Raw genomic sequence first — 20,024 nt, 5'->3', positions numbered from 1 at the left:
AATGACAAGCAAATCGGCCTGCCGGAAAAGAAAAGGCCGGACTGTCCACAGGCCGGCCAGATCTCAATGCGTCGGTATCAACGCTTGTTGCGGCTCATCGCGTCGACCCGACGGTAGTCGATCTTGAACACACTCGGGTCGAAGGTGACGCCCTGCTGAACGTTGAAAATCATCACCGTCGTGTCCTTGCCCTGTGCATCGGTAATGGTCCACTGGCGCAGGTCGTATGAATTCGTATCGAACATCATCGTGATGGTCGAATCTCCGAAAACGGACTTGTCGGACATCTTGATCGTTGTCAGATCATTGTCCTCACGTACGGTCTGAACCTTGTCGCCCGAAAGATCGATGCGTTCGTCAAGAAGCAGCTTCAACGGTGTTTTCGAGAGCGGGTAAAGATCCGCCGTATTGAGCTTCTTGTTCATGATGACGACCGAACTTCCGTCGGACGTTACACGGAAGCCTGACGGCTCTTCATAGTCAAAGCGGATCTTGCCCGGACGTTCGATATAGAACTTGCCGCCGGTCTGCTCACCCCGCGGGCCGAATTGCACAAATTCGCCCATCATGGTGCGAACGCTGGAAAAATGCGCCGCAATCTGGTCGGCACTCTGTGCAGCCTGCGCTGCCAGAGGCACAACGCAGAACGCCGTCAAAGCCATCGCCGCGATCGCGAGTCGCCGGGCCAGAAAGTCGGTTACCCCAAAATTCATCGTGTTCGATCTCCACATTTGCCCTCCCGGATAACCAACCAGTAGGGCCGAAATTTGGCTGCAGGTTAACGGCCGATACCGAAGCCGGTTCCGATGCCCGGCCTCATCAGACCTCATCCTGCTCCGTGGGCACGAGAATCTCGCGCTTGCCGGCGTGATTGGCAGGGCCGACAATGCCCTCTTCCTCCATGCGTTCAATGATTGACGCGGCGCGGTTGTAGCCGATGCCGAGACGGCGCTGGATATAGCTGGTGGACGCCTTTCCGTCGCGCAGAACCACAGCGACCGCCTGATCGTAGGGATCGGCAGAATCGCCCAGATTGCCGCCTCCGGATCCTCCGCCGCCGCCAGCTGAGCCGCCATCCTCCTCATCGTCATCCTCGGTGACAGCGTCGAGATAGTCCGGCACGCCCTGCATCTTCAGATGATTGACGATGCTTTCCACCTCGCCATCGGAAACAAACGGACCGTGGACGCGCTGTATGCGCCCGCCGCCAGCCATGTAAAGCATGTCGCCCATGCCCAGAAGCTGCTCCGCCCCCTGCTCTCCGAGAATGGTGCGGCTGTCGATCTTCGACGTCACCTGGAAGGAGATGCGCGTCGGGAAGTTGGCCTTGATCGTGCCGGTGATGACATCCACCGAAGGACGCTGCGTGGCCATGATCACATGGATGCCGGCAGCACGCGCCATCTGCGCCAGTCGCTGCACCGCGCCTTCGATATCCTTGCCGGCGACCATCATCAGGTCGGCCATCTCATCGATGATGACGACGATGAAGGGCATCGGCTCGAGATCCAGATCCTCGCTCTCGTAGATCGCCTCGCCCGTCTCGCGGTCGAAGCCGGTCTGGACGGTGCGCTTTATCGTCTCGCCCTTCTTCTTGGCGGCAACGACACGCTGGTTGAAGCCCTCGATGTTGCGCACACCGACCTTGGACATCTTGCGGTAGCGGTCTTCCATCTCCCGCACGGTCCATTTGAGCGCGACGACCGCTTTCTTGGGGTCGGTCACAACCGGGGTCAGGAGATGCGGGATGCCGTCATAGATGGACAGTTCCAGCATCTTCGGATCGATCATGATCAGGCGGCACTGCTCGGGCGTCATGCGGTAGAGCAGCGACAGGATCATGGTGTTGATGGCGACCGACTTGCCCGAACCGGTGGTACCGGCCACCAGAAGGTGAGGCATCTTGGCAAGGTCGGCGATTACGGCTTCGCCATTGATGGTCTTGCCCAGCGAAAGCGCCAGTTTGGCCTTGCTCGCCTCGAAGTCGCGGCTTGCCAGAAGCTCGCGCAGATAAACGGTTTCGCGCGTAGAATTCGGCAGTTCGATGCCGATGGCGTTGCGGCCGGGCACCACGGCCACGCGGGCCGCTATGGCACTCATGGACCGGGCAATATCGTCTGCGAGGCCGATGACGCGCGACGATTTGATGCCGGGCGCAGGCTCCAGCTCATAGAGTGTGACCACCGGGCCGGGACGCACATGGATGATCTCGCCCTTGACGCCGAAATCCTCCAGAACGCCTTCGAGAAGGCGGGCATTCTGCTCCAGCGCATCCCGGGAAAGCGAAGGGTCCTTTGTCGAGGTTTTTGGTTCCGCAAGCAGATGGAGTTCTGGAAGTTCAAAAGTTCCACTGTCGAGGAAGGAGGGCTGTGCCTCGCGGCGAACACGCGCACCTTCCGCCGGCCTTGGTGCAGGATTCTCAACCCGTTGCGTCGCAGGTGCGGACACTGCCTGCCGCGATGGTGCGGCAACAGGCTGCGGCACCGGGGCGTCAAACTCGGGTTCCACGCGCGCGCGGGGGGCTGCAGGCGCCTCGTTGAAGTCCGGCTCAACCCGGGCATCCATATCAAAATCGTCGAAGCCCGTCTCTTCATCCTCGTCCAGATCGATCGCTCGCGTCCGATGGCTATCGCGTGGACCGGCACGGACAAGGTTGCGTCGGAAAAATGCGCAGAAGGACAACCACCAATGGGCCATATAGCCAAGGATGACCGAACCTCCGCTTTCATCATCTTCATCCAAAGCATCGAAGGCAGCGTCGTCGTCTTGCTCCTCGGCAAAGTCGTCGGCTGAGGGACGTGAAAGCAAGCCGGCGCCGAAGGCAAGGAGCCAGCCCGCCGGCAGGCCAAGAATTGCAGCGATCACGAAACCCGCAAAGCCGCGCGGATACGCGCCGAGAAATTTCGCAGGAACGGAGAGGATCATGTCACCCAGTACGCCGCCAAGACCCGTGGGCAAAGGCCAGGTGGGTGGCGGCGCGAACGCGCCGACTATGCCTGCAGCCAAAACCGCGCCCAGGAACCATGCACCAGCCCGCTTCACAGCGCGATCAATCGGACGGCCCAGCAGAAGGAGCACGCCCCAGCATACCGCCGGCACGAGCCCGATCAGCGCCGCCAGGCCGTAAAACTGCATGGCAAGATCGGAGAAAACCGCCCCGGGATATCCCATCGCATTGGTGACGGGATTGGCGGTGGCATGGCTGAAGCTTGGATCGGCCACGTTCCAGGTGGCGAGCGCCGCCACGCCGAACGCCACGAAGGCCAGCAGCGCAAGGCCGCCTGCACGCGCTGCCTGACGGCGCAGGAAAGCCTGCAGACCGTAGCTGTTTTCATCCATCGCCAAGAATGCCGAAGACCCGGAACTCATGCGCTCAATTCTCCGCTCGCGCGTTGCTTTCGACGCGAAACGCGCCGTGATGACTCGTTTCAGACCCTAGCGAGCGGATGGTTAAGACGGCATTAACCATGGAGGGGTGCGTTGCAATTTCTCAGATCATTAAAAAAGGGCCCGGCGAACCGGGCCCTTTCAGGAAGGCAACCGGCCCGAGGGCCGATTGTCAGGCAAGTGTTTGCGCGTTCAGCGCCCATGCATGGGCATGAATTCGGGATAGGCTTCGACACCCACCTCGGCCACGTCCAGACCACTCATCTCGTCTTCTGGGCTCACGCGCAGTCCCATGGTGGCCTTGAGGATCATCCAGACCACGAAGGACACGACAAAGGTGAAGACACCATAGGCAACGATGCCGACAATCTGGACACCGAAGCTGGCACCGCTGTTGGTGAGCGGAACGGCGAGCGTTCCCCAGATACCTGCAATCAGGTGAACCGGGATAGCACCGACAACATCGTCGATCTTCAGCTTGTCGAGCAGCGGCACGGTGAGCACCACGATGACACCGCCAATGGCACCAATGACGATGGCCATGAACGGGCTGGGCGTGAGCGGTTCAGCAGTAATCGACACCAGACCGGCCAGCGCGCCATTGAGCACGAAGGTGATATCGACCTTCTTGTAGAGGATCTGCGTGAGGATCAGCGCGGCGACGACACCTGCAGCAGCGGCCAGATTGGTGTTGGCGAAGATGCGGCTGATATCGGATGCATCGGCATTGGTACCCATGGTGAGCTGCGAAGCACCATTGAAGCCGAACCAGCCGAGCCAGAGAATGAAAGTGCCAAGCGTTGCAAGGGCCATGTTAGAGCCGGGAATGGGCGTGACCTTGCCGTCAGATGCGAACTTCCCGTTGCGTGCGCCTAGAAGGAGCGCTCCGGCAAGGGCCGCCCAACCACCCACCGAGTGAACCAGCGTGGAGCCGGCGAAATCCTGGAAGCCCATGGCGTCGAGCCAGCCGGCACCCCATTTCCACGAACCCGCGATCGGATAGATGAATCCGGTCAGAACCACGACGAAGATGAGAAACGGCCACAGCTTGATTCGCTCGGCCAGCGTTCCCGAAACGATGGACGCGGCGGTGGCCACAAAGACCATCTGGAAGAACCAGTCCGAGGCGACGGAATAATCGCCCTCATTGGCCGTGCCGGCAGCAGGCCAGCTATAGGGCGCAAACGTGCCGATATAGCTCGACACATCCACATACATCAGGCTGTACCCCACCACCCAGTACATGATGCCGGCGATGGAATAGAGCGCGACGTTTTTCAAAAGCTGCATGGAGACATTCTTGGTGCGCACCATGCCCGCTTCAAGCATGGCAAAACCCGCTGCCATCCACATGACGAGAAAACCGCCCATGAGAAAGAGCAGCGTGTTGAAAATAAACGCCGTCTCGGAAGCCGAGGCAAATTCCGGGGCCGCCTCAGCGGAATCCTGTGCCAGAGCCGGAAAGGACATGGCCGCCAGCGCGAGCCCGCCCAGCGCCAGCGGACCCGCAGCGCTCTTCAGTGTTCGATACATCATCTGATTCTCCATCGGAATATGCTGCCGCTTAAAGGGCTTCGACGCCGGACTCGCCGGTGCGAATGCGCACCGCCTTGTCGAGCGCGTGAACAAAGACCTTGCCGTCACCGATCTGTCCGGTGCGGGCGGCCTCGACGATGGCTTCAACCACCTGGTCGACCATGTCGGAATCGACCGCCACCTCGATCTTCACCTTGGGCAGGAAGGTCACGGCGTATTCGGCGCCGCGATAGATTTCCGTGTGTCCTTTCTGTCGTCCATAGCCCTTAACCTCCGTGACGGTGAGGCCTTGGATGCCGAGGCCGGTGAGCGCTTCGCGCACCGCCTCCAGCTTGAAGGGCTTGACGATTGCCATCACTATTTTCATGGCAGTTCACCTTTGCTGTTGCGGGATCCCGCGGGTTGCCTGCATCGCGCGAACCGCCATGCGGACCGCGACAGCAAAGGAGAATCAAATGCCGTGCCAGTTCGAATGAACCAGCCTCAAATTATTGAAAAATATAATAAAAAGATCCACCTACTCTGGTGGAAGAAAAACTGACACCTCTATAAATGCTTAATAAATAGGCAAAAGTTGCATTTTGCCTATTTTGTACGCAGGCGCACCAACCCCTCTTGCGCAACCGACGCGACCAACGTGCCATCAAGCGCATAGAGACTGCCACGGGAGAAGCCACGCGCGCCCTGCGCCGATGGGCTGTCCTGCGTGTAGAGCAGCCAGTCATCGAGTTTGTGTTGCCTATGAAACCACATGGCGTGGTCGAGGCTTGCCATCTGGATATCCGGATCGAACCCGTTGCGACCATGAGCGAAGGTGGAGGTGTCGAGCAGCGTCATGTCGGAAAGGTAGGCGAGCACAGCTGCCTGCAGAGCCCGATCGTCGGGCACCGGACCCGTGGTGCGGATCCACACGTCCTGGCGCGGCGGCAGCTTGTCGCGGCTTGTATAGTGCTCGATGATGACGGGGCGCACCTCGATAGGGCGCTCTCGCGCCCAGTAGCGACGGATGTTTTCCGGCACACGCTCGCCGAACTCGGCCAGAAACTCGCGCTGGGTGCGCAGATTTTCCGGAGGCGTGACACCCTCAGGCATGGGAAGCTGATGATCGAGGCCGGGCTCCTCTTTCTGGAAAGAGGCGGAGAGCGAAAAGATGGCGTGGCCATGCTGAATGGCAACCACGCGGCGGGTGGTGAAGCTGCCGCCATCGCGGATGCGATCCACTTCGTAGATGATCGGCACTGCCGGATCACCAGGCCGCATGAAATAGCAATGGAGCGAGTGGACATGACGGGCGGCATCGACGGTGCGCTGGGCGGCAACAAGCGCCTGCCCGATGACCTGTCCCCCAAAAACGCGTTGCCAGGCCGATTGCGGACTGCGACCACGAAACAGATTGTGTTCGAGCGTCTCAAGATCGAGTATGGCAAGCAGGTCTTGCATGGCCGACGACATGAATGGCTTCCCTCCGGCAGCGAATATTATGGCTGATGATGTCCAAGACGAAGGCGGGAACCAAGTCAAGGCCCCCGGATTGGGTCAGAGACGGCAGGATCACTGAAGACGAATGAGGTGGCGCTATGGCCAGGAATACGAAACAGACATCCGGGCGCGAACTGGACATCCTGATCGCCGGCGCCGGCTATGTGGGCCTGGCGACTGCTGTTTCCATCGCCCGCGCACAGCCCGGCCTTAAAGTGGCGCTGGTGGATGCAGCACCAGAGGGCGTGTGGCAGCGCGATGGCCGCGCATCGGCAATCGCGGCTGCGGCCTGTCGGATGCTCAAGCGGCTGGATTGCTGGACGGAGATAGAACCGGAGGCACAGCCCATCACCGAGATGGAGATCACCGATTCGCGCACCGCCGACGTGGTGCGGCCGGTTTTCCTCACCTTCGGCGGTGAGGCTGGAGAGGGCGAACCCTTTGCCCATATGGTGCCGAACCAGGTGATGAACGGCGCACTGCGCGCGCGCGCCGCCGAAAGCGGGATCGAGATCATCGAAGGCGTGGCCGTGGACGGCTTTGCCGACATGGGCGGGCATGTGAGGGTGAGCCTTGCAGACGGCTCCACATGCCGCACGCGTCTTCTCGTCGCTGCCGATGGCGTGCGCTCGCGCCTGCGCGACATGGCCGGCATCAAGACGGTGAAGTGGGACTACGGCCAGTCAGGCATTGTCTGCACCGTGGCGCATGAGCGCCCGCACAATGGCCGCGCCGAAGAGCATTTCCTGCCCGCCGGCCCGTTCGCCACGCTGCCGCTGACAGGCAACCGCTCATCCATTGTATGGACCGAGCGCACGGAAGATGCAGACCGGCTGGTCAAGGAAGATGACCTCGTCTTCGAGCAGGAACTGGAGCTGCGCTTCGGCCTGAAACTGGGCGAAATCCGCGTGGAAGGCCCACGCCGCGCCTGGCCGCTGGGGCTGACGCTGGCGCGCGAATTCGTGAAGCCGCGCTTCGCACTGGCGGGCGATGCGGCGCATGGCATCCACCCCATTGCGGGGCAGGGTTTGAATCTCGGCTTCAAGGACGCGGCAGCGCTGGCCGAGGTGATTGTCGAGGCCGAACGACTGGGCGAGGACATCGGCGCGCTCGACGTGTTGCAGCGCTATGAGCGCTGGCGGCGGTTCGACACGGTGCAGATGGGCGTGACGACCGACGTTCTGAACCGGCTCTTCTCCAACGATATCGGCCCGGTGCGGGCGCTGCGTGATTTTGGTCTTGGCCTGGTTGAACGAATGCCGGCCATGAAGCGTTACTTCATCCAGCAGGCCTCGGGACTGGCCCCCGGCACACCGAGACTGCTGCGCGGAGAGGCAATCTAGCCTTTCGGCTTCAACGCACTATGTCCACAAGGAGAAGATCATGGCTATGAAACGGCATGCGGACGTCACCTGGAAGGGATCGCTGGTCGAGGGTTCAGGCAGCCTCGACACGCAGAGCGGTGCGCTTTCGGGCTTGCCCCTCGGTTTCAAGGCCCGTTTCGAGGACGAGAGCGGCAAGACGGGCACCAATCCCGAAGAGTTGATCGCGGGCGCCCATGCCGGCTGTTTCGCCATGCAGCTTTCGCACATGCTGGCCGAGAGCGGCACACCGGCGGAGAAGCTGGACGTGCGAGCCGACGTCTCCCTGCAGCCGGCCAAAGGCGGCGGTTTCGAGATTACCAAAAGCGCCCTAACGCTTGTGGGCAAGGTGCCGGATCTCGACGAGGCAAAATTCGTGGAGATCGCCGAAAAGGCAAAGGCCTCCTGCCCCGTCTCGAAGGCGCTTGGCGCAATCGAGATCACGCTGGACGCCAAATACGGCTGACGACACTTTCGCGATGAAAACCGTCGGCCGGCGCAATGGAAGGTCGTTCGATGGCAACACTTCGCAACCAAAAATCAGGCGATGCAGCTAAAATTCCCTTACGAAACAAGTCGTTCGGGAGGAATGACATGCTGCAGACCCAGACACCGCGGACATTGAAGACCGCGGCACAGAAATCCTCACTCACCATAACCGACATCACGGCCGAGGCCGCGAAGCTGGACGCGTTCGACAATCACGAACGCGTCTGGCACGGCCGCGACGAGGAGCGTGGCCTGAACGCCATCGTGGCGATCCACAACACCGCAATTGGCCCCGGCCTCGGCGGCACGCGCGTGTGGCCGCACGAAACCTTCGAGGCTGCGCTCACCGACGTATTACGTCTGTCGCGGGGGATGACCTTCAAGTCAGCCGTAGCGGGTATGGATTTCGGCGGCGGCAAAGCGCTCATCATCGCCAATTCCAAAACCGATAAGACGCCCGCGCTGCTTGAAGCCTATGCGGAAATGCTGGCAGCGCTGAACGGCCAATATTTTACGGGAGAGGACGTCGGCTTTACGGTTGCCGATGCGGATTTCCTGCGCGAACGTACCCCCAATGTGACGGGCACCACCGCTGGCGGCAGCGGCAACCCTTCGCCCGTAACCGCCCATGGTGTGTTTCTGGGGATCAAGGCAGCGCTGAAGCATCGTGGTGTTGCCACGCTCGACGGCGTGCATGTGGCCGTACAGGGGCTTGGCTCCGTGGGCTGGACACTTTGTGAAAAGCTTCACGCGGAAGGCGCGGGGCTTTCGGTGACCGACATCGACGTAGCCCGGATGGAACAGGCGAAAGACGCATTCGGCGCAACCCCGGTTGCGCTGGACGATGTCTTGAAGGTAGACGCTGATGTGTTCGCGCCCTGTGCGCTGGGCGGCGTGCTTTCTGCCGAAAACATCCCGCTGCTCGGCGCGAAGATCGTTGCGGGTGCTGCCAACAACCCGCTCGTGCGGCACGAGGATGCCCGGCTCCTGATGGAGCGCGGTGTGCTCTATGCGCCGGACTATGTGATCAATGCCGGCGGGCTTCTGAATGTCGCAGCCGAGCTCGCGCCCGGCGGTTACGACCGCGAAGCCACGATGGCAAAAGTTGCGAAAATTCCCGAGACGCTCACCGATATTTTCGCGCGCGCCGAGGCGCAGAAACGTCCGACCAACGATGTGGCGGCAGAGATCGCATTCGAGCGGATCAATGCAGCGCGGCAGCGTTGAACAACTGGCGGGTTGCACGCTCGACGAGCGCAACCCGCTCCGTTCCAACGCGGATCACTTGATCCCCGTAAAGGCCGCCTCGCCCCAGACCTGGCGAACACGCGCATCACGGCCACAGCCCTTGCGGTAGCCCTTGTAGGCGTCCTTCTTCTTCACCAGCCCAAAGCGGGAAAGAATGCGCTCGTCGCTTTGATAATAGTTCTGGTGGTAATCCTCCGCCGGCCAGAATTTGGCAGACCCCAGAACCGGTGTGGCAACCTTGCCGCCGAGTGCCGCATTTGCTTCCTGTTTGGCTTTTTCCGCTGCAGCCTTCTGCGTATCGTTGAGCGTATAGACCGCCGTTGAATAGCTCTCGCCCCGGTCGCAGAACTGACCGCCGGCATCGGTCGGGTCGACCGAACGGAAGAAGATTTCCAGGAGCCGGTCATAGCTGACCTTCGCATCGTCGAAATCGATCTTCACCACCTCGCGGTGGCCGCCTGAGGAATAGGTGCGGTAGGTCGGGTTTTCCGTGCTGCCGCCCGCATAGCCGGACACCGTGTCGAGCACGCCGGGAACCTTGTCGAAATCGGCCTCGACGCACCAGAAGCAGCCGCCTGCAAAAATCGCCGTCTGCTTTTCAGCCGACGCCGGCTGCGAAACAGCCACCATGGCGGTGAGGGAAAAGGCCGCGGCCAAAAGGGAACGTCGCAACATCAATGTCTCTCCTGTGTTCCCGCACAGAGCTACCGCGCCGGGCGGCAAATTCAAATCAAGCCGCTACACGCTTGCGTGAGGTGATTGAAACTGGAGAGAGGGAGCAGCAATCCTCCCTGCTCAGCGTATCGATGAGCAGGGAGGGAAGAGAGCGTTCCAGAGCAGTTCCGCTTTTCTCCGAAAGCGAAAATGCTCAATCTTGTTGTTTTTACGCAATTCCGGACGGAAAACCGGATCCCACTTTTCCTGGGATTGCTCTAGACGCGGCGCTCGACCATCATCTTCTTGATGTTGGCGATGGCCTTGGCCGGGTTCAGCCCCTTGGGGCAGGCCTGCGTGCAGTTCATGATCGTGTGGCAGCGATAGAGCCGGAAGGGATCTTCCAGATTGTCGAGGCGCTCGCCCGTCTTCTCGTCGCGCGAATCGATCAGCCAGCGATAGGCCTGAAGCAGCACGGCGGGACCGAGATAGCGCTCGCCATTCCACCAGTAGCTCGGGCACGAGGTCTGGCAGCAGAAGCACAGGATGCACTCGTAAAGCCCGTCGAGCTTGGTGCGGTCCTCATGGCTCTGCTTCCACTCGGTCGCAGGCTCCGGCGTGATGGTCTGCAGCCACGGCTCGATGGAGGAAAGCTGTGCGTAGGGCACGGAAAGGTCCGGCACCAGGTCCTTGACCACCGGCATATGCGGCAGCGGATAGATCTTGACCGCGTCCTGCGCCACCTCATCCATGCCCTTGGTGCAGGCCAGCGTGTTGGTGCCGTCGATGTTCATCGCGCAGGAGCCGCAGATGCCCTCGCGGCAGGAGCGGCGGAAGGTCAGCGTCGGGTCGATCTTGTTCTTGATGTAGATCAGCCCATCGAGGACCATCGGTCCGCAATCGTCCATGTCGACATAATAGGTATCGACACGCGGGTTTTCCTCATCATCCGGCGACCAGCGATAGATCTTGTACTCGCGCAGATTGGTCGCGCCCTCGGGCTTCGGCCAGACCTTGCCCTCCTTGACGCGGGAATTCTTGGGAAGGGTGATTTCAACCATTTTTCCACCTAGCTTTCTGCCGCCGAACAGCTCTTAACCGGCACTTCACCACGCAAGCCGTTATCCCGAAACTTGTATAGCCAAGAGTATTTCCAGCAATTGACATCTGAAACCGTGCAATAGCAAACGTCAATTCTCGTCTCCGAAAATCTACGGTCCAATATTTGTATGTCCGTTAGGCCTATATTTTTATCAATCGAAAGTAACGGCACATCCCCGCCGGGGTGAACTACGATCTCTTGCTGATATGCATGACGGATAATATGATCGTGCAAAAAACCAACAGAATTCATATCCAGTATAGCGCCTTTTACGACGCTATTATCTATGTCATCATGCAGATTAAGGCTATATATCTTCGCTGGCATAAGGCCTGAGTTGGCAACAACAATCCCATTACCCAAGCGCGTTTCATACAAAGAAACACGGATGTTTATATGTGGTCGGGATTCCATCTCGGAATCCCTCCAAACATACCAAGAGAACCCCAGAGACCCCACCGCAATTAGCAGAGCCAAAATTGAAAGGCCTAAGTTGACGCGCTCAAGCGATGCCATCGCATATCTCAGCAATCAGTAAACCCGCGCCTTGGGCGCGATTTTCTTGGGATCGATGCCGCCATCTTCCGGCTTGAGCATCGGGTCGGTGTGGACAGGACGATAGTCGAGCGTGACCTTGCCGCTCTCATCGACCCAGGACAGCGTGTGCTTGCGCCATTCCTCGTCGTTACGGCCGCCCATCGGACCGTCCTTGTAGTCCTCGCGGGCGTGGGCGCCGCGGCTCTCCTTGCGCGCTTCGGCGCTGTAAACCGTGGTGATGGCGTTGGCCATCAGGTTTTCCAGCTCCAGCGTCTCCATGAGATCCGAGTTCCAGATCATTGAGCGGTCGGAGACCTTGACGTCGGGAAGCTCTTTCCAGACGGCGCTGATGCGCTCGCAGCCCTGCTCCAGCGATTCCTGCGTGCGGAAAACGGCGGCGTCTTCCTGCATGGCGCGCTGCATCTTCTCGCGCAGTTCCGCCGTGGGCGTGGAGCCGGATGCATGGCGCAGACGGTCGAAACGCTCCATGATCTTTTCGCAGGCTGCCTCGTTGAGCGCCGGAACCGGAGCCTCTCGGTCGACCACCTCGCCGGCGCGAATGGCAGCGGCGCGGCCAAACACGACCAGATCGATCAGCGAGTTGGAACCGAGACGGTTCGCACCATGCACGGAGGCGCAGGCCGCCTCGCCAACGGCCATCAGGCCCGGCGCGATCGCATCCGGGTTATCCTTCGTCGGGTTCAGCACCTCGCCCCAATAGTTCGTCGGGATGCCGCCCATATTGTAGTGGACCGTCGGCAGGACCGGGATCGGCTCGCGGGTCACATCGACGCCGGCGAAGATGCGGGCCGATTCGGCGATGCCGGGCAGGCGCTCGTGGATGACCGCCGGGTCCAGATGATCGAGATGCAGGTAGATGTGATCCTTGTTCTTGCCGACGCCCCGGCCCTCACGGATCTCCATGGTCATGCAGCGCGAAACCACGTCACGCGAGGCAAGGTCCTTGGCCGATGGCGCATAACGCTCCATGAAGCGCTCGCCCTCGGAATTGACCAGGTAGCCGCCCTCGCCGCGCACACCTTCGGTGATGAGGCAGCCCGCCCCATAAATGCCGGTCGGGTGAAACTGCACGAACTCCATATCCTGCAGCGGCAGGCCGGCGCGGGCGATCATGCCGTTGCCGTCGCCCGTGCAGGTGTGGGCGGAGGTGCAGGAGAAATAAGCGCGGCCATAACCGCCCGTCGCCAGCACCACCATCTTGGCGGAGAAGCGATGGATCGTGCCATCCTCAAGGTTCCACGCCACGACACCGGTGCACACACCATCGTCGGACATGATGAGATCGAGCGCGAAATACTCGATGAAGAACTCGGCGTGATTCTTGACGGACTGGCCGTAGAGCGTGTGCAGGATGGCATGGCCGGTGCGGTCTGCCGCCGCACAGGTGCGCTGCACGGGCGGGCCATCGCCGAAATTCTGCATGTGGCCGCCAAAGGGACGCTGGTAGATCTTGCCTTCCTCGGTGCGTGAGAAGGGCACGCCGTAATGCTCGAGCTCGTAGACGGCGGCGGGCGCCTCACGGGCGAGATATTCCATGGCGTCGACATCGCCGAGCCAGTCGGAACCCTTCACTGTGTCGTAAAGGTGCCACTGCCAGTGGTCGGGGCCCATGTTCTTGAGCGAAGCGGCGATGCCACCCTGCGCCGCCACCGTGTGCGAACGGGTCGGGAAAACCTTGGTGATGCAGGCCGTCTTGAGCCCCTGCTCGGCCATGCCGAGCGTAGCGCGCAGACCGGCACCGCCAGCGCCGACGACGACGACGTCGAACTTGTGGTCGACATAGGTGTAGGCGCTTCCCGCCTTCTTTTCTGTTGCCTTTGCCATAACCGGGTTCAGCCTCCGAGGGCGATCTTGACGAGGGCGAAGAGAGAAACGACGCCCAGAATGAGTGTGAAGAAGATGTTGCCGATCAGGAGCGCGACCTTGCCGCCCTCACCGTGGATATAATCCTCGATGATGACCTGCATGCCGAGCTTCATGTGATAGAGCACCGACAGGACGGCAAATGCCAAAAGCACGGTGACGACCGGATTGGCGATGGCCGCGCGGACCTCTTCATAGGATGCGCCATTGTTGGCGATGACAAAGCCGATGAAGAAGATGACAAGCGGAATGTTGGCGATGGCCGTGAGGCGCTGACGCCAGAAATGGTCCGTGCCTTCCTTGGCCGAACCGAGACCGCGAACGCGGTTGAGCGGTGTGCGCATGTCGCTCATGATCAAAACCCTCCACGAACGGCATAGCCGATGATCCAGACCAGAATGGTCAACACGATGGAGACGGCGATGGTGGCCTTGGCCATTTTCGTGGCCGTCGCCTTTTCAAGGCCGCGCCCGGTGTCCCACACGAGGTGGCGAAGCCCGCCGACCAGGTGGTGGATCATGGCCCAGGTGAAACCAAACAGGACGAGACGGCCGAACCATGACCCGTAGATGCCGTTGACGGTGTCGAAGGCTTCCTTCGAGCCGCTAGCGGCGGCAAGCCAGATGACGAACAGGACCATGCCGAAATAAAGCGCGCCACCGGTGATGCGGTGGACGATCGACATAAGCATTGTCGGAATGAGTCGATAGACTTGCAGGTGAGGCGAAAGCGGCCTGGCCTTCACAGTTGCGGTTTTGCTCATGGCTTCCCCAATTCGATACCGGCGCGGCGGGGTGGCTGTTGCGAGAGCGACATCGGGTCCCGAACTCGCGCCCTGCGGCTGAGGCTTTCTAATGCGGTTTTTGCAGTGCGTCAAAGCCGCAAAAGCAATCCTTTGGCCGAATATATTCCGAAGAGTGCTGCGGACGAGCCGGACTGCGGGACTTTAAACGATTGAACGAATTTTTTCCCGTTTTGCGCCCTCAAGCTATCGGCGGCAGGTGATGGGTATCTTGCCACTGACCATCCACAACGCCTCGCTCCCCTCGATCACGACAGCATAGAGAGACTCGCCATAACGGACGCTTTGTCCCGGTGGCGATGCCGGCAAATCCAGCTCCAGCCCCCGAGGACTCACCACGGAGATACCGCCCCGCCTTGGAGAGATCGTCATCTCCATACCGTCATCGCAGGCCAGCTTGACCGGTCCTGAAAAAGGAAGGCCGGCGGCCTTGTTCGCCTCCTGAGAGGATGGCGCGACACAACTGGCCACCCCCAACCCAGATGCGATGAGCAAGAAACCGAGCATGCCGAACTGGCACGTTCGCCATGAAGGCGGTCCTGAAAACGTCATTGGGAAGCCTCTATTTCCGCTCTGAAGCCGGCATACGTTCGGTGGACTGCTCGAAACGGATGACATGTGTGGTCCAGTCGGCAGGGGCAGCCATCACCTCGTAAAGCTTGCGCCCCTCTTCCGGCTGACGCGGCGCATTGAGTGCGAGCCGCGCCCAGCCGCGCTCTTCGGCCTGATCGGCAATAACATCGACCAGTGCCTTGCCAATGCCCTTGCGGCGGTGATCGTGGTGCACAAAGAGATGGTCGACCAGCCCGTGGCGCATGCCGGAAACCGGGTCCGGCAGATCGTAGAACAGCGCAAAGCCAACGAGTTCGCCATCGAGGCTGGCACCAACCACCTCCACGGCGCGATCCTGCAACAGCGTTTCGGCGTAGTATTCGTCGGGGCGACGCGGCGCACCGCGCTTCAGCGACTGCGTGTAGGCCGCCAGAAGGGGCGCCAGAACATGCGCATCCTTGAGACGCAGCGGATTGATGTCGATCTGATGATTCTCGCCCATGGCGCACCCTTCCCCGAAATTAACCACGTCTGTCAATCGGCATGTTTGAGAACCATGCTCCACGTGACAAAGGTTAAGAAAGGATTAATGTGTGGAGAATGAGGAGGCCACGAGGATTCAAGGAGCGATGGCGCATGCCTTTACGACCTCTATTCGTGGCAGCGGCCCTTGCGGCCGCAGCGATCACTGTGCCGGCTATAGCCGGAGGTTTTTATGACGCAGGCGGTGGCCGGGTCTATGCGGATGCCTATGGCAATCTGGTGATCCACAGCCGCGCTGGCTTCAAACGTATTCTGGTCGGCAAGGGACACCTGGCTGACGACTATCGCGCGCTCGAGATCGAATCGCCGCGCCAGACAGCCTATCTGGAACGCAGCGGCGGCAAGCTCTATCTGCGCCGCGCGGCACCCTGCAGCGCCGGTGTCCTGATCAAGGGGCGCGGCTATATGTACGGCCTTTCCGAGGGCGAGCTTCCCGTGCTCGTTTCCCCCTGCGATTGATTGCGATTCATGACCAATCATCTTGCAGCATCCGTCGATCGGACGTTCCCCAAAAGACGGGCACTTGCGCCCCTTGACGGGTCTGTGCTGCGTGCCGCCGTGGTGGGCGCAGCGCTTGGCGCCGCGGTCGTGCTCGGGATGGAACTGCGAGAGCTGACCGATCGGCAGGGAGGCCTGCAGGCAAGCTTGCGCATGGCATTGGATTATGCAGCGCAGCGCGTGCAGCTTGTTGTTGGCGCCGAAAACAGACATCCTCTGTGGCAAAGCCCCGCTGAGGATGTCGCCCCGCCCCGGACGCCGGTTTCTTCTTCAGCTTCCAGCCTCACTTTCACAATCGGTAGAAACGGCGTGCTCTCGCTCCAGGGCGTGATCCAGCCGGGGAGTGCCAGCCGCCTGCGTGATGTGCTGAACGCACCGGCAGCCCCAATCACCACCATCACGCTCGATTCTCCCGGAGGTGCGCTTAACGACGCCATGGCCATGGCGCGGTTGATTCGCCAGCACGGCTTGTCGACAAGCGTCAGGGCAGATGCGACCTGCGCCTCCTCATGCCCGCTGATACTGGCCGGCGGCACAAAGCGCCATGTGAGCCGCGACGCCACCATCGCCGTTCATCAGTTCCACAGCCCTGGCAGCCTTGCCGATCCTCGGCAGGCCCTTTCAGACGCCCAGCTTGTGACTGCAAGGATTTCCCGCCATCTGGATGAAATGGGTGTCGACCCCGCCCTTTGGCTGCATGCGCTCGACACCCCGCCACGCTCGCTTTACGTGCTCTCTCCGGAGCAGATGAGAGCGTATCGGCTTGTCACAGATACCCGGTCGCTGGCGCTGAACTAGGCAGGCATGTGCCGTGACAGATTGGCCGGTAGCCGACGCAGCAAGGGCCCTGTCAGCCCTCCTCCACGTCCGGCTGGTACTCAAGAATGTCGCCGGGCTGACAATCAAGCACACGGCATATCCTTTCGAGCGTCTCGAAGCGGACACCGCGCACCTTGCCGGATTTGAGCAATGAAACATTCTGTTCGGTGATGCCGATCTGCTCGGCCAGTTCCTTGGAACGCATCTTACGGCGTGCAAGCATCACATCGAGATTGACGATTATAGGCATGGCGATCACACAAAGTCGCGCTGTTCAGCACGCACCTCTGCCGCCACCGCCATCAGCCGCCCCGCCATGTACATGACGCAGGCGATGAGAAGAGCTAGAAGCTCGGAACTTCCAAACCCGATCGACAAGGCCTTCTGACCAGGTGGATTGCCGAGGGTCAGAACCAGGATCATCAATGTCTGCAACACGATGCTTCCTCCCGCCACGGCCACGAATGCAAGGCTGGCGCGGCGCAGCCAATGGGCAGATTCAACCGACAGCGGCTCCTCTGCTGCAAAAGCACCAAACATCCGCCAGACACAATAAAGCGCCGCCGCGAGCAACCCGAATTGGACGGCCATCAACACGACCGTGGCACCCACGGCCGCGGGCGTAAAGGTCAGCGGACCGGAAAGGGAGAGCCCGTTTCGAACGAGACCTTCGAAACGAACCTGCTCTCCGATCGAGGTCAGCACCAGCCAGCAAACCGCAAGAGCGATCAGAAGGCCAACACCAAGGACAATGTGCTGCATCAGGCGCCCAAGACGGCGCAATTCGGCTACGTCATGCATCAAATCACCTCTTGCTTGCATTAATTAATGTATTACGATAATTAATTATCCTGTTTCAACCTTTTTCAAAAGGACTATCTCCATGTTTCCCCCAAAATCCATCGGCCGCACCGCCCTCCCCCTCTGTGCGCTGGCAGCTTTTACCTTGAGCCTGGCGGCAGGCCCCGCCAGAGCAGAGAATTTTGATCCATTGAGCGCCGATCCGGCCACGCTCGGGATCGCCGTCAAGATCAATGGGAATTTGCGTCTGCAGAAAGGCGATGCCGTGCTGGTGATGCAGCTTCCCAGCGAGCGCAGGGAATGGGCGATCGATGAAACCTTCATTCTCGACATCGCCAAGGTCCAACAGGACGTGAAAAGTTCGAACGCGTCCGAGACCACGGGTCATTACGAACTGGCGATGATTGCGCCAACCGACCGCAGCCGATTCAAGGACGCGCTGAGAAAGGCGCGGGAAGCGAGAGAAGCGGCCGCCACCGGCGGGAAAGGGTCGATCAGCGTGTCTGTAACGGGAGGCTGCAAGACAGGCCCACTGGATCCTGCCGTCGCGACCCTGCAGGGCTTTCTGCGCGCCGACGCAGACGCCCCGCTGGTCCCTTTGACCGGCACGATGAAACTGTCGGATGTTTTCCGGCAGGCCGGCGTACCTTTCACAGCCATCCCTGACTGTAAGTGAGCGTGGAAGCGGCGGGGCTTAGCCCTGCCGCGGCCACTCCCGAATATCCACGAAATGCCCGGCAATTGCAGCAGCGGCAGCCATTGCCGGTGAAACCAGGTGGGTGCGGCCCTTGAAGCCCTGACGCCCCTCGAAATTGCGGTTCGAGGTGGAGGCGCAGCGCTCGCCTGGCTTCAGGCGGTCGTCGTTCATCGCAAGGCACATGGAACAACCCGGCTCACGCCAGTCGAAACCGGCAGCCTTGAAGATCTTGTCCAGCCCTTCAGCCTCGGCCTGCGCCTTCACGAGACCGGAGCCCGGCACGATCATGGCGTTCAGACCGTCCTTGACCTTCTGGCCCTCGGCAATCTTCGCAGCTTCGCGCAGATCCTCGATGCGGCCATTGGTGCAGGAGCCGATGAAGACACGATCAACGGCAATGTCGGTGATCTTCGTCCCCGGAGTGAGACCCATATATTCGAGCGCGCGCTTCTTGGAGAGGCGCTTGGTCTCCTCCGTAATCTCATCCGGGTTCGGCACGACACCGGTGACAGAAACCACATCCTCAGGCGAGGAACCCCAGGTGACGATGGGCGGCAGATTGGCGGCGTCGAGCTTGACAACACGGTCGAACTCGGCCCCTTCGTCGGTGCGCAAGGAATCCCAGTAGGCGAGCGCCAAGTCCCATGCCTTGCCTTTCGGCGCGCGCGGGCGATCCTTTATATAGGCATAGGTGGTCTCGTCCGGCGCGATGAGGCCGGCGCGGGCGCCACCTTCGATCGACATGTTGCAGACAGTCATGCGGCCTTCCATGGAAAGCGCACGAATCGCTTCACCCGCATACTCCATGACGTGGCCGGTGCCGCCGGCCGTGCCGATCTCGCCGATGATGGCGAGGATGATGTCTTTCGCGGTCACACCTTCCGGCAGCTTGCCATCCACCTCGATCAGCATGTTCTTCGCGCGGCGCTGGATCAGCGTCTGGGTGGCGAGCACGTGCTCGACCTCGGACGTGCCGATGCCGTGCGCCAGCGCGCCGAAGGCACCATGGGTGGAGGTGTGGCTGTCGCCGCAAACGATGGTCATGCCCGGCAGGGTGAAGCCCTGTTCGGGACCGACAATGTGCACGATGCCCTGACGCTCGTCATTGGCGTCATAATACTCGATGCCGAAATCGGCTGCATTCTTCGCGAGAGCTTCGACCTGAATGCGGCTTTCCGGATTCTTGATGCCGAACTTGCGGTCGGGCGAGGTCGGCACATTGTGATCGACCACGGCGAGCGTCTTTTCCGGATGGCGCACATTGCGGCTGGCCATGCGCAGGCCTTCAAAGGCCTGTGGGCTCGTCACTTCATGCACCAGGTGGCGGTCGATATAGAGCAGGCAGGTGCCGTCATCCTGCTGATCGACCAGATGGTCGTCGAAAATCTTGTCGTAGAGCGTGCGTGCTTTGGTCATTTTATTCATCCCTAGCGGAGCGAAATGGAAGGCTGGCCGGCTAATCTTGTGTCTCGTTGCATTCCCGATCGATTGACTGGATGGGAATGGCGAGCCGGTTGGCGTGTCCGCCTAAGGCAGTCGGCTCAGAAGCGAGCCGGAAACCCGCGCAAAAAAGCGGCTCGGCAGGCGCTTGACGTCCTGCAGAACAAAGCCCTTATAGGCCGGGTTTCCAAAAAG

The 20,024-nt window shown here is 60.6% G+C and carries 22 protein-coding genes; 6 read left to right on the top strand and 16 right to left on the bottom strand.

Annotated elements, in window-relative coordinates; all coding sequences use genetic code 11:
* Positions 1-77 precede the first annotated feature (77 nt).
* The 5 genes from AC2CHD_RS16540 to tesB form a co-directional block, all read right to left on the bottom strand.
* Complete coding sequence (locus tag AC2CHD_RS16540; protein WP_484554545.1) at positions 78-713, bottom strand: outer membrane lipoprotein carrier protein LolA; 636 nt, start codon at positions 711-713, stop codon at positions 78-80.
* A 106-nt stretch (positions 714-819) separates the two neighbouring features.
* A complete protein-coding gene (locus AC2CHD_RS16535; protein ID WP_484554544.1) occupies positions 820-3,369 on the bottom strand; it encodes a DNA translocase FtsK in 2,550 nt (849 codons plus the stop codon).
* Positions 3,370-3,579: 210 nt separating this feature from the next.
* The gene (gene amt / locus AC2CHD_RS16530; protein WP_229449637.1) at positions 3,580-4,923 is read right to left on the bottom strand and encodes an ammonium transporter; all 1,344 of its coding nucleotides are present in this window, start codon (positions 4,921-4,923) and stop codon (positions 3,580-3,582) included.
* A gap of 28 nt (positions 4,924-4,951) precedes the next feature.
* Positions 4,952-5,290: a P-II family nitrogen regulator gene (locus AC2CHD_RS16525; protein ID WP_065816944.1), complete on the bottom strand. Its 339-nt coding sequence runs from the start codon at positions 5,288-5,290 to the stop codon at positions 4,952-4,954.
* Between the two features lie 218 nt (positions 5,291-5,508).
* Positions 5,509-6,375 (bottom strand): acyl-CoA thioesterase II, encoded by an 867-nt coding sequence (gene tesB / locus AC2CHD_RS16520; RefSeq protein WP_484554543.1) that lies wholly within the window; start codon positions 6,373-6,375, stop codon positions 5,509-5,511.
* A 125-nt stretch (positions 6,376-6,500) separates the two neighbouring features.
* Between tesB and AC2CHD_RS16515 the strand changes: the two genes are divergently transcribed.
* The 3 genes from AC2CHD_RS16515 (at position 6,501) to AC2CHD_RS16505 (ending at position 9,479) form a co-directional block, all read left to right on the top strand.
* A complete protein-coding gene (locus tag AC2CHD_RS16515; protein ID WP_484554542.1) occupies positions 6,501-7,745 on the top strand; it encodes a ubiquinone biosynthesis hydroxylase in 1,245 nt (414 codons plus the stop codon).
* Positions 7,746-7,791: 46 nt separating this feature from the next.
* Entirely contained in the window at positions 7,792-8,229 is a 438-nt protein-coding gene (locus tag AC2CHD_RS16510; RefSeq protein WP_404934907.1) for an OsmC family protein, read from the top strand.
* A 128-nt stretch (positions 8,230-8,357) separates the two neighbouring features.
* Positions 8,358-9,479 (top strand): Glu/Leu/Phe/Val family dehydrogenase, encoded by a 1,122-nt coding sequence (locus AC2CHD_RS16505; protein ID WP_484554541.1) that lies wholly within the window; start codon positions 8,358-8,360, stop codon positions 9,477-9,479.
* Positions 9,480-9,533: 54 nt separating this feature from the next.
* Here AC2CHD_RS16505 and msrA read toward each other — a convergent pair whose 3' ends face one another.
* From msrA to AC2CHD_RS16465, 8 genes are all read right to left on the bottom strand, one after another.
* Complete coding sequence (msrA, locus tag AC2CHD_RS16500) at positions 9,534-10,175, bottom strand: peptide-methionine (S)-S-oxide reductase MsrA (protein WP_484554540.1); 642 nt, start codon at positions 10,173-10,175, stop codon at positions 9,534-9,536.
* Positions 10,176-10,432: 257 nt separating this feature from the next.
* The gene (locus AC2CHD_RS16495; protein WP_065816939.1) at positions 10,433-11,215 is read right to left on the bottom strand and encodes a succinate dehydrogenase iron-sulfur subunit; all 783 of its coding nucleotides are present in this window, start codon (positions 11,213-11,215) and stop codon (positions 10,433-10,435) included.
* An 8-nt stretch (positions 11,216-11,223) separates the two neighbouring features.
* Positions 11,224-11,772, bottom strand: coding sequence for a hypothetical protein (locus AC2CHD_RS16490; RefSeq protein WP_484554539.1), 549 nt, complete (start codon positions 11,770-11,772; stop codon positions 11,224-11,226).
* A 15-nt stretch (positions 11,773-11,787) separates the two neighbouring features.
* Positions 11,788-13,638: a succinate dehydrogenase flavoprotein subunit gene (gene sdhA / locus AC2CHD_RS16485; RefSeq protein WP_484554538.1), complete on the bottom strand. Its 1,851-nt coding sequence runs from the start codon at positions 13,636-13,638 to the stop codon at positions 11,788-11,790.
* A gap of 8 nt (positions 13,639-13,646) precedes the next feature.
* Positions 13,647-14,030 carry a succinate dehydrogenase, hydrophobic membrane anchor protein gene (sdhD, locus tag AC2CHD_RS16480; RefSeq protein ID WP_229449631.1) on the bottom strand — a complete coding sequence of 128 codons (384 nt, stop codon included), beginning with the start codon at positions 14,028-14,030 and terminating at the stop codon, positions 13,647-13,649.
* Positions 14,031-14,032: 2 nt separating this feature from the next.
* Positions 14,033-14,440, bottom strand: coding sequence for a succinate dehydrogenase, cytochrome b556 subunit (sdhC, locus tag AC2CHD_RS16475; RefSeq protein ID WP_229449630.1), 408 nt, complete (start codon positions 14,438-14,440; stop codon positions 14,033-14,035).
* Between the two features lie 225 nt (positions 14,441-14,665).
* A complete protein-coding gene (locus AC2CHD_RS16470) occupies positions 14,666-14,986 on the bottom strand; it encodes a hypothetical protein (protein ID WP_484554537.1) in 321 nt (106 codons plus the stop codon).
* A 55-nt stretch (positions 14,987-15,041) separates the two neighbouring features.
* A complete protein-coding gene (locus AC2CHD_RS16465; protein WP_484554536.1) occupies positions 15,042-15,533 on the bottom strand; it encodes a GNAT family N-acetyltransferase in 492 nt (163 codons plus the stop codon).
* 134 nt (positions 15,534-15,667) lie between these two features.
* On the opposite strand from AC2CHD_RS16465, the gene AC2CHD_RS16460 reads away from it, so the two are divergent.
* Positions 15,668-16,033, top strand: coding sequence for a hypothetical protein (locus AC2CHD_RS16460; protein ID WP_229449627.1), 366 nt, complete (start codon positions 15,668-15,670; stop codon positions 16,031-16,033).
* A 9-nt stretch (positions 16,034-16,042) separates the two neighbouring features.
* Positions 16,043-16,870 (top strand): COG3904 family protein, encoded by an 828-nt coding sequence (locus AC2CHD_RS16455; protein WP_484554535.1) that lies wholly within the window; start codon positions 16,043-16,045, stop codon positions 16,868-16,870.
* A gap of 52 nt (positions 16,871-16,922) precedes the next feature.
* Here the strand turns inward: AC2CHD_RS16455 and AC2CHD_RS16450 are convergent, their stop codons facing one another.
* Together AC2CHD_RS16450 and AC2CHD_RS16445 are read right to left on the bottom strand one after the other, a co-directional pair.
* The gene (locus AC2CHD_RS16450; RefSeq protein WP_229449625.1) at positions 16,923-17,141 is read right to left on the bottom strand and encodes a helix-turn-helix domain-containing protein; all 219 of its coding nucleotides are present in this window, start codon (positions 17,139-17,141) and stop codon (positions 16,923-16,925) included.
* A gap of 5 nt (positions 17,142-17,146) precedes the next feature.
* Positions 17,147-17,692, bottom strand: coding sequence for a DUF2975 domain-containing protein (locus AC2CHD_RS16445; protein ID WP_229449624.1), 546 nt, complete (start codon positions 17,690-17,692; stop codon positions 17,147-17,149).
* An 82-nt stretch (positions 17,693-17,774) separates the two neighbouring features.
* On the opposite strand from AC2CHD_RS16445, the gene AC2CHD_RS16440 reads away from it, so the two are divergent.
* Complete coding sequence (locus tag AC2CHD_RS16440) at positions 17,775-18,368, top strand: hypothetical protein (RefSeq protein WP_229449623.1); 594 nt, start codon at positions 17,775-17,777, stop codon at positions 18,366-18,368.
* An 18-nt stretch (positions 18,369-18,386) separates the two neighbouring features.
* On the opposite strand, the gene leuC is transcribed toward AC2CHD_RS16440, so the two are convergent.
* Positions 18,387-19,805: a 3-isopropylmalate dehydratase large subunit gene (gene leuC / locus AC2CHD_RS16435; RefSeq protein ID WP_484554534.1), complete on the bottom strand. Its 1,419-nt coding sequence runs from the start codon at positions 19,803-19,805 to the stop codon at positions 18,387-18,389.
* Between the last annotated feature and the right edge of the window lie 219 nt (positions 19,806-20,024).

The sequence above is a fragment of the Nitratireductor sp. ATLC21 genome (genome assembly GCF_057196525.1).
The sequence above is the reverse complement of the archived record's forward strand: the minus strand, read 5'-3'. Positions and strand labels throughout refer to the sequence as shown.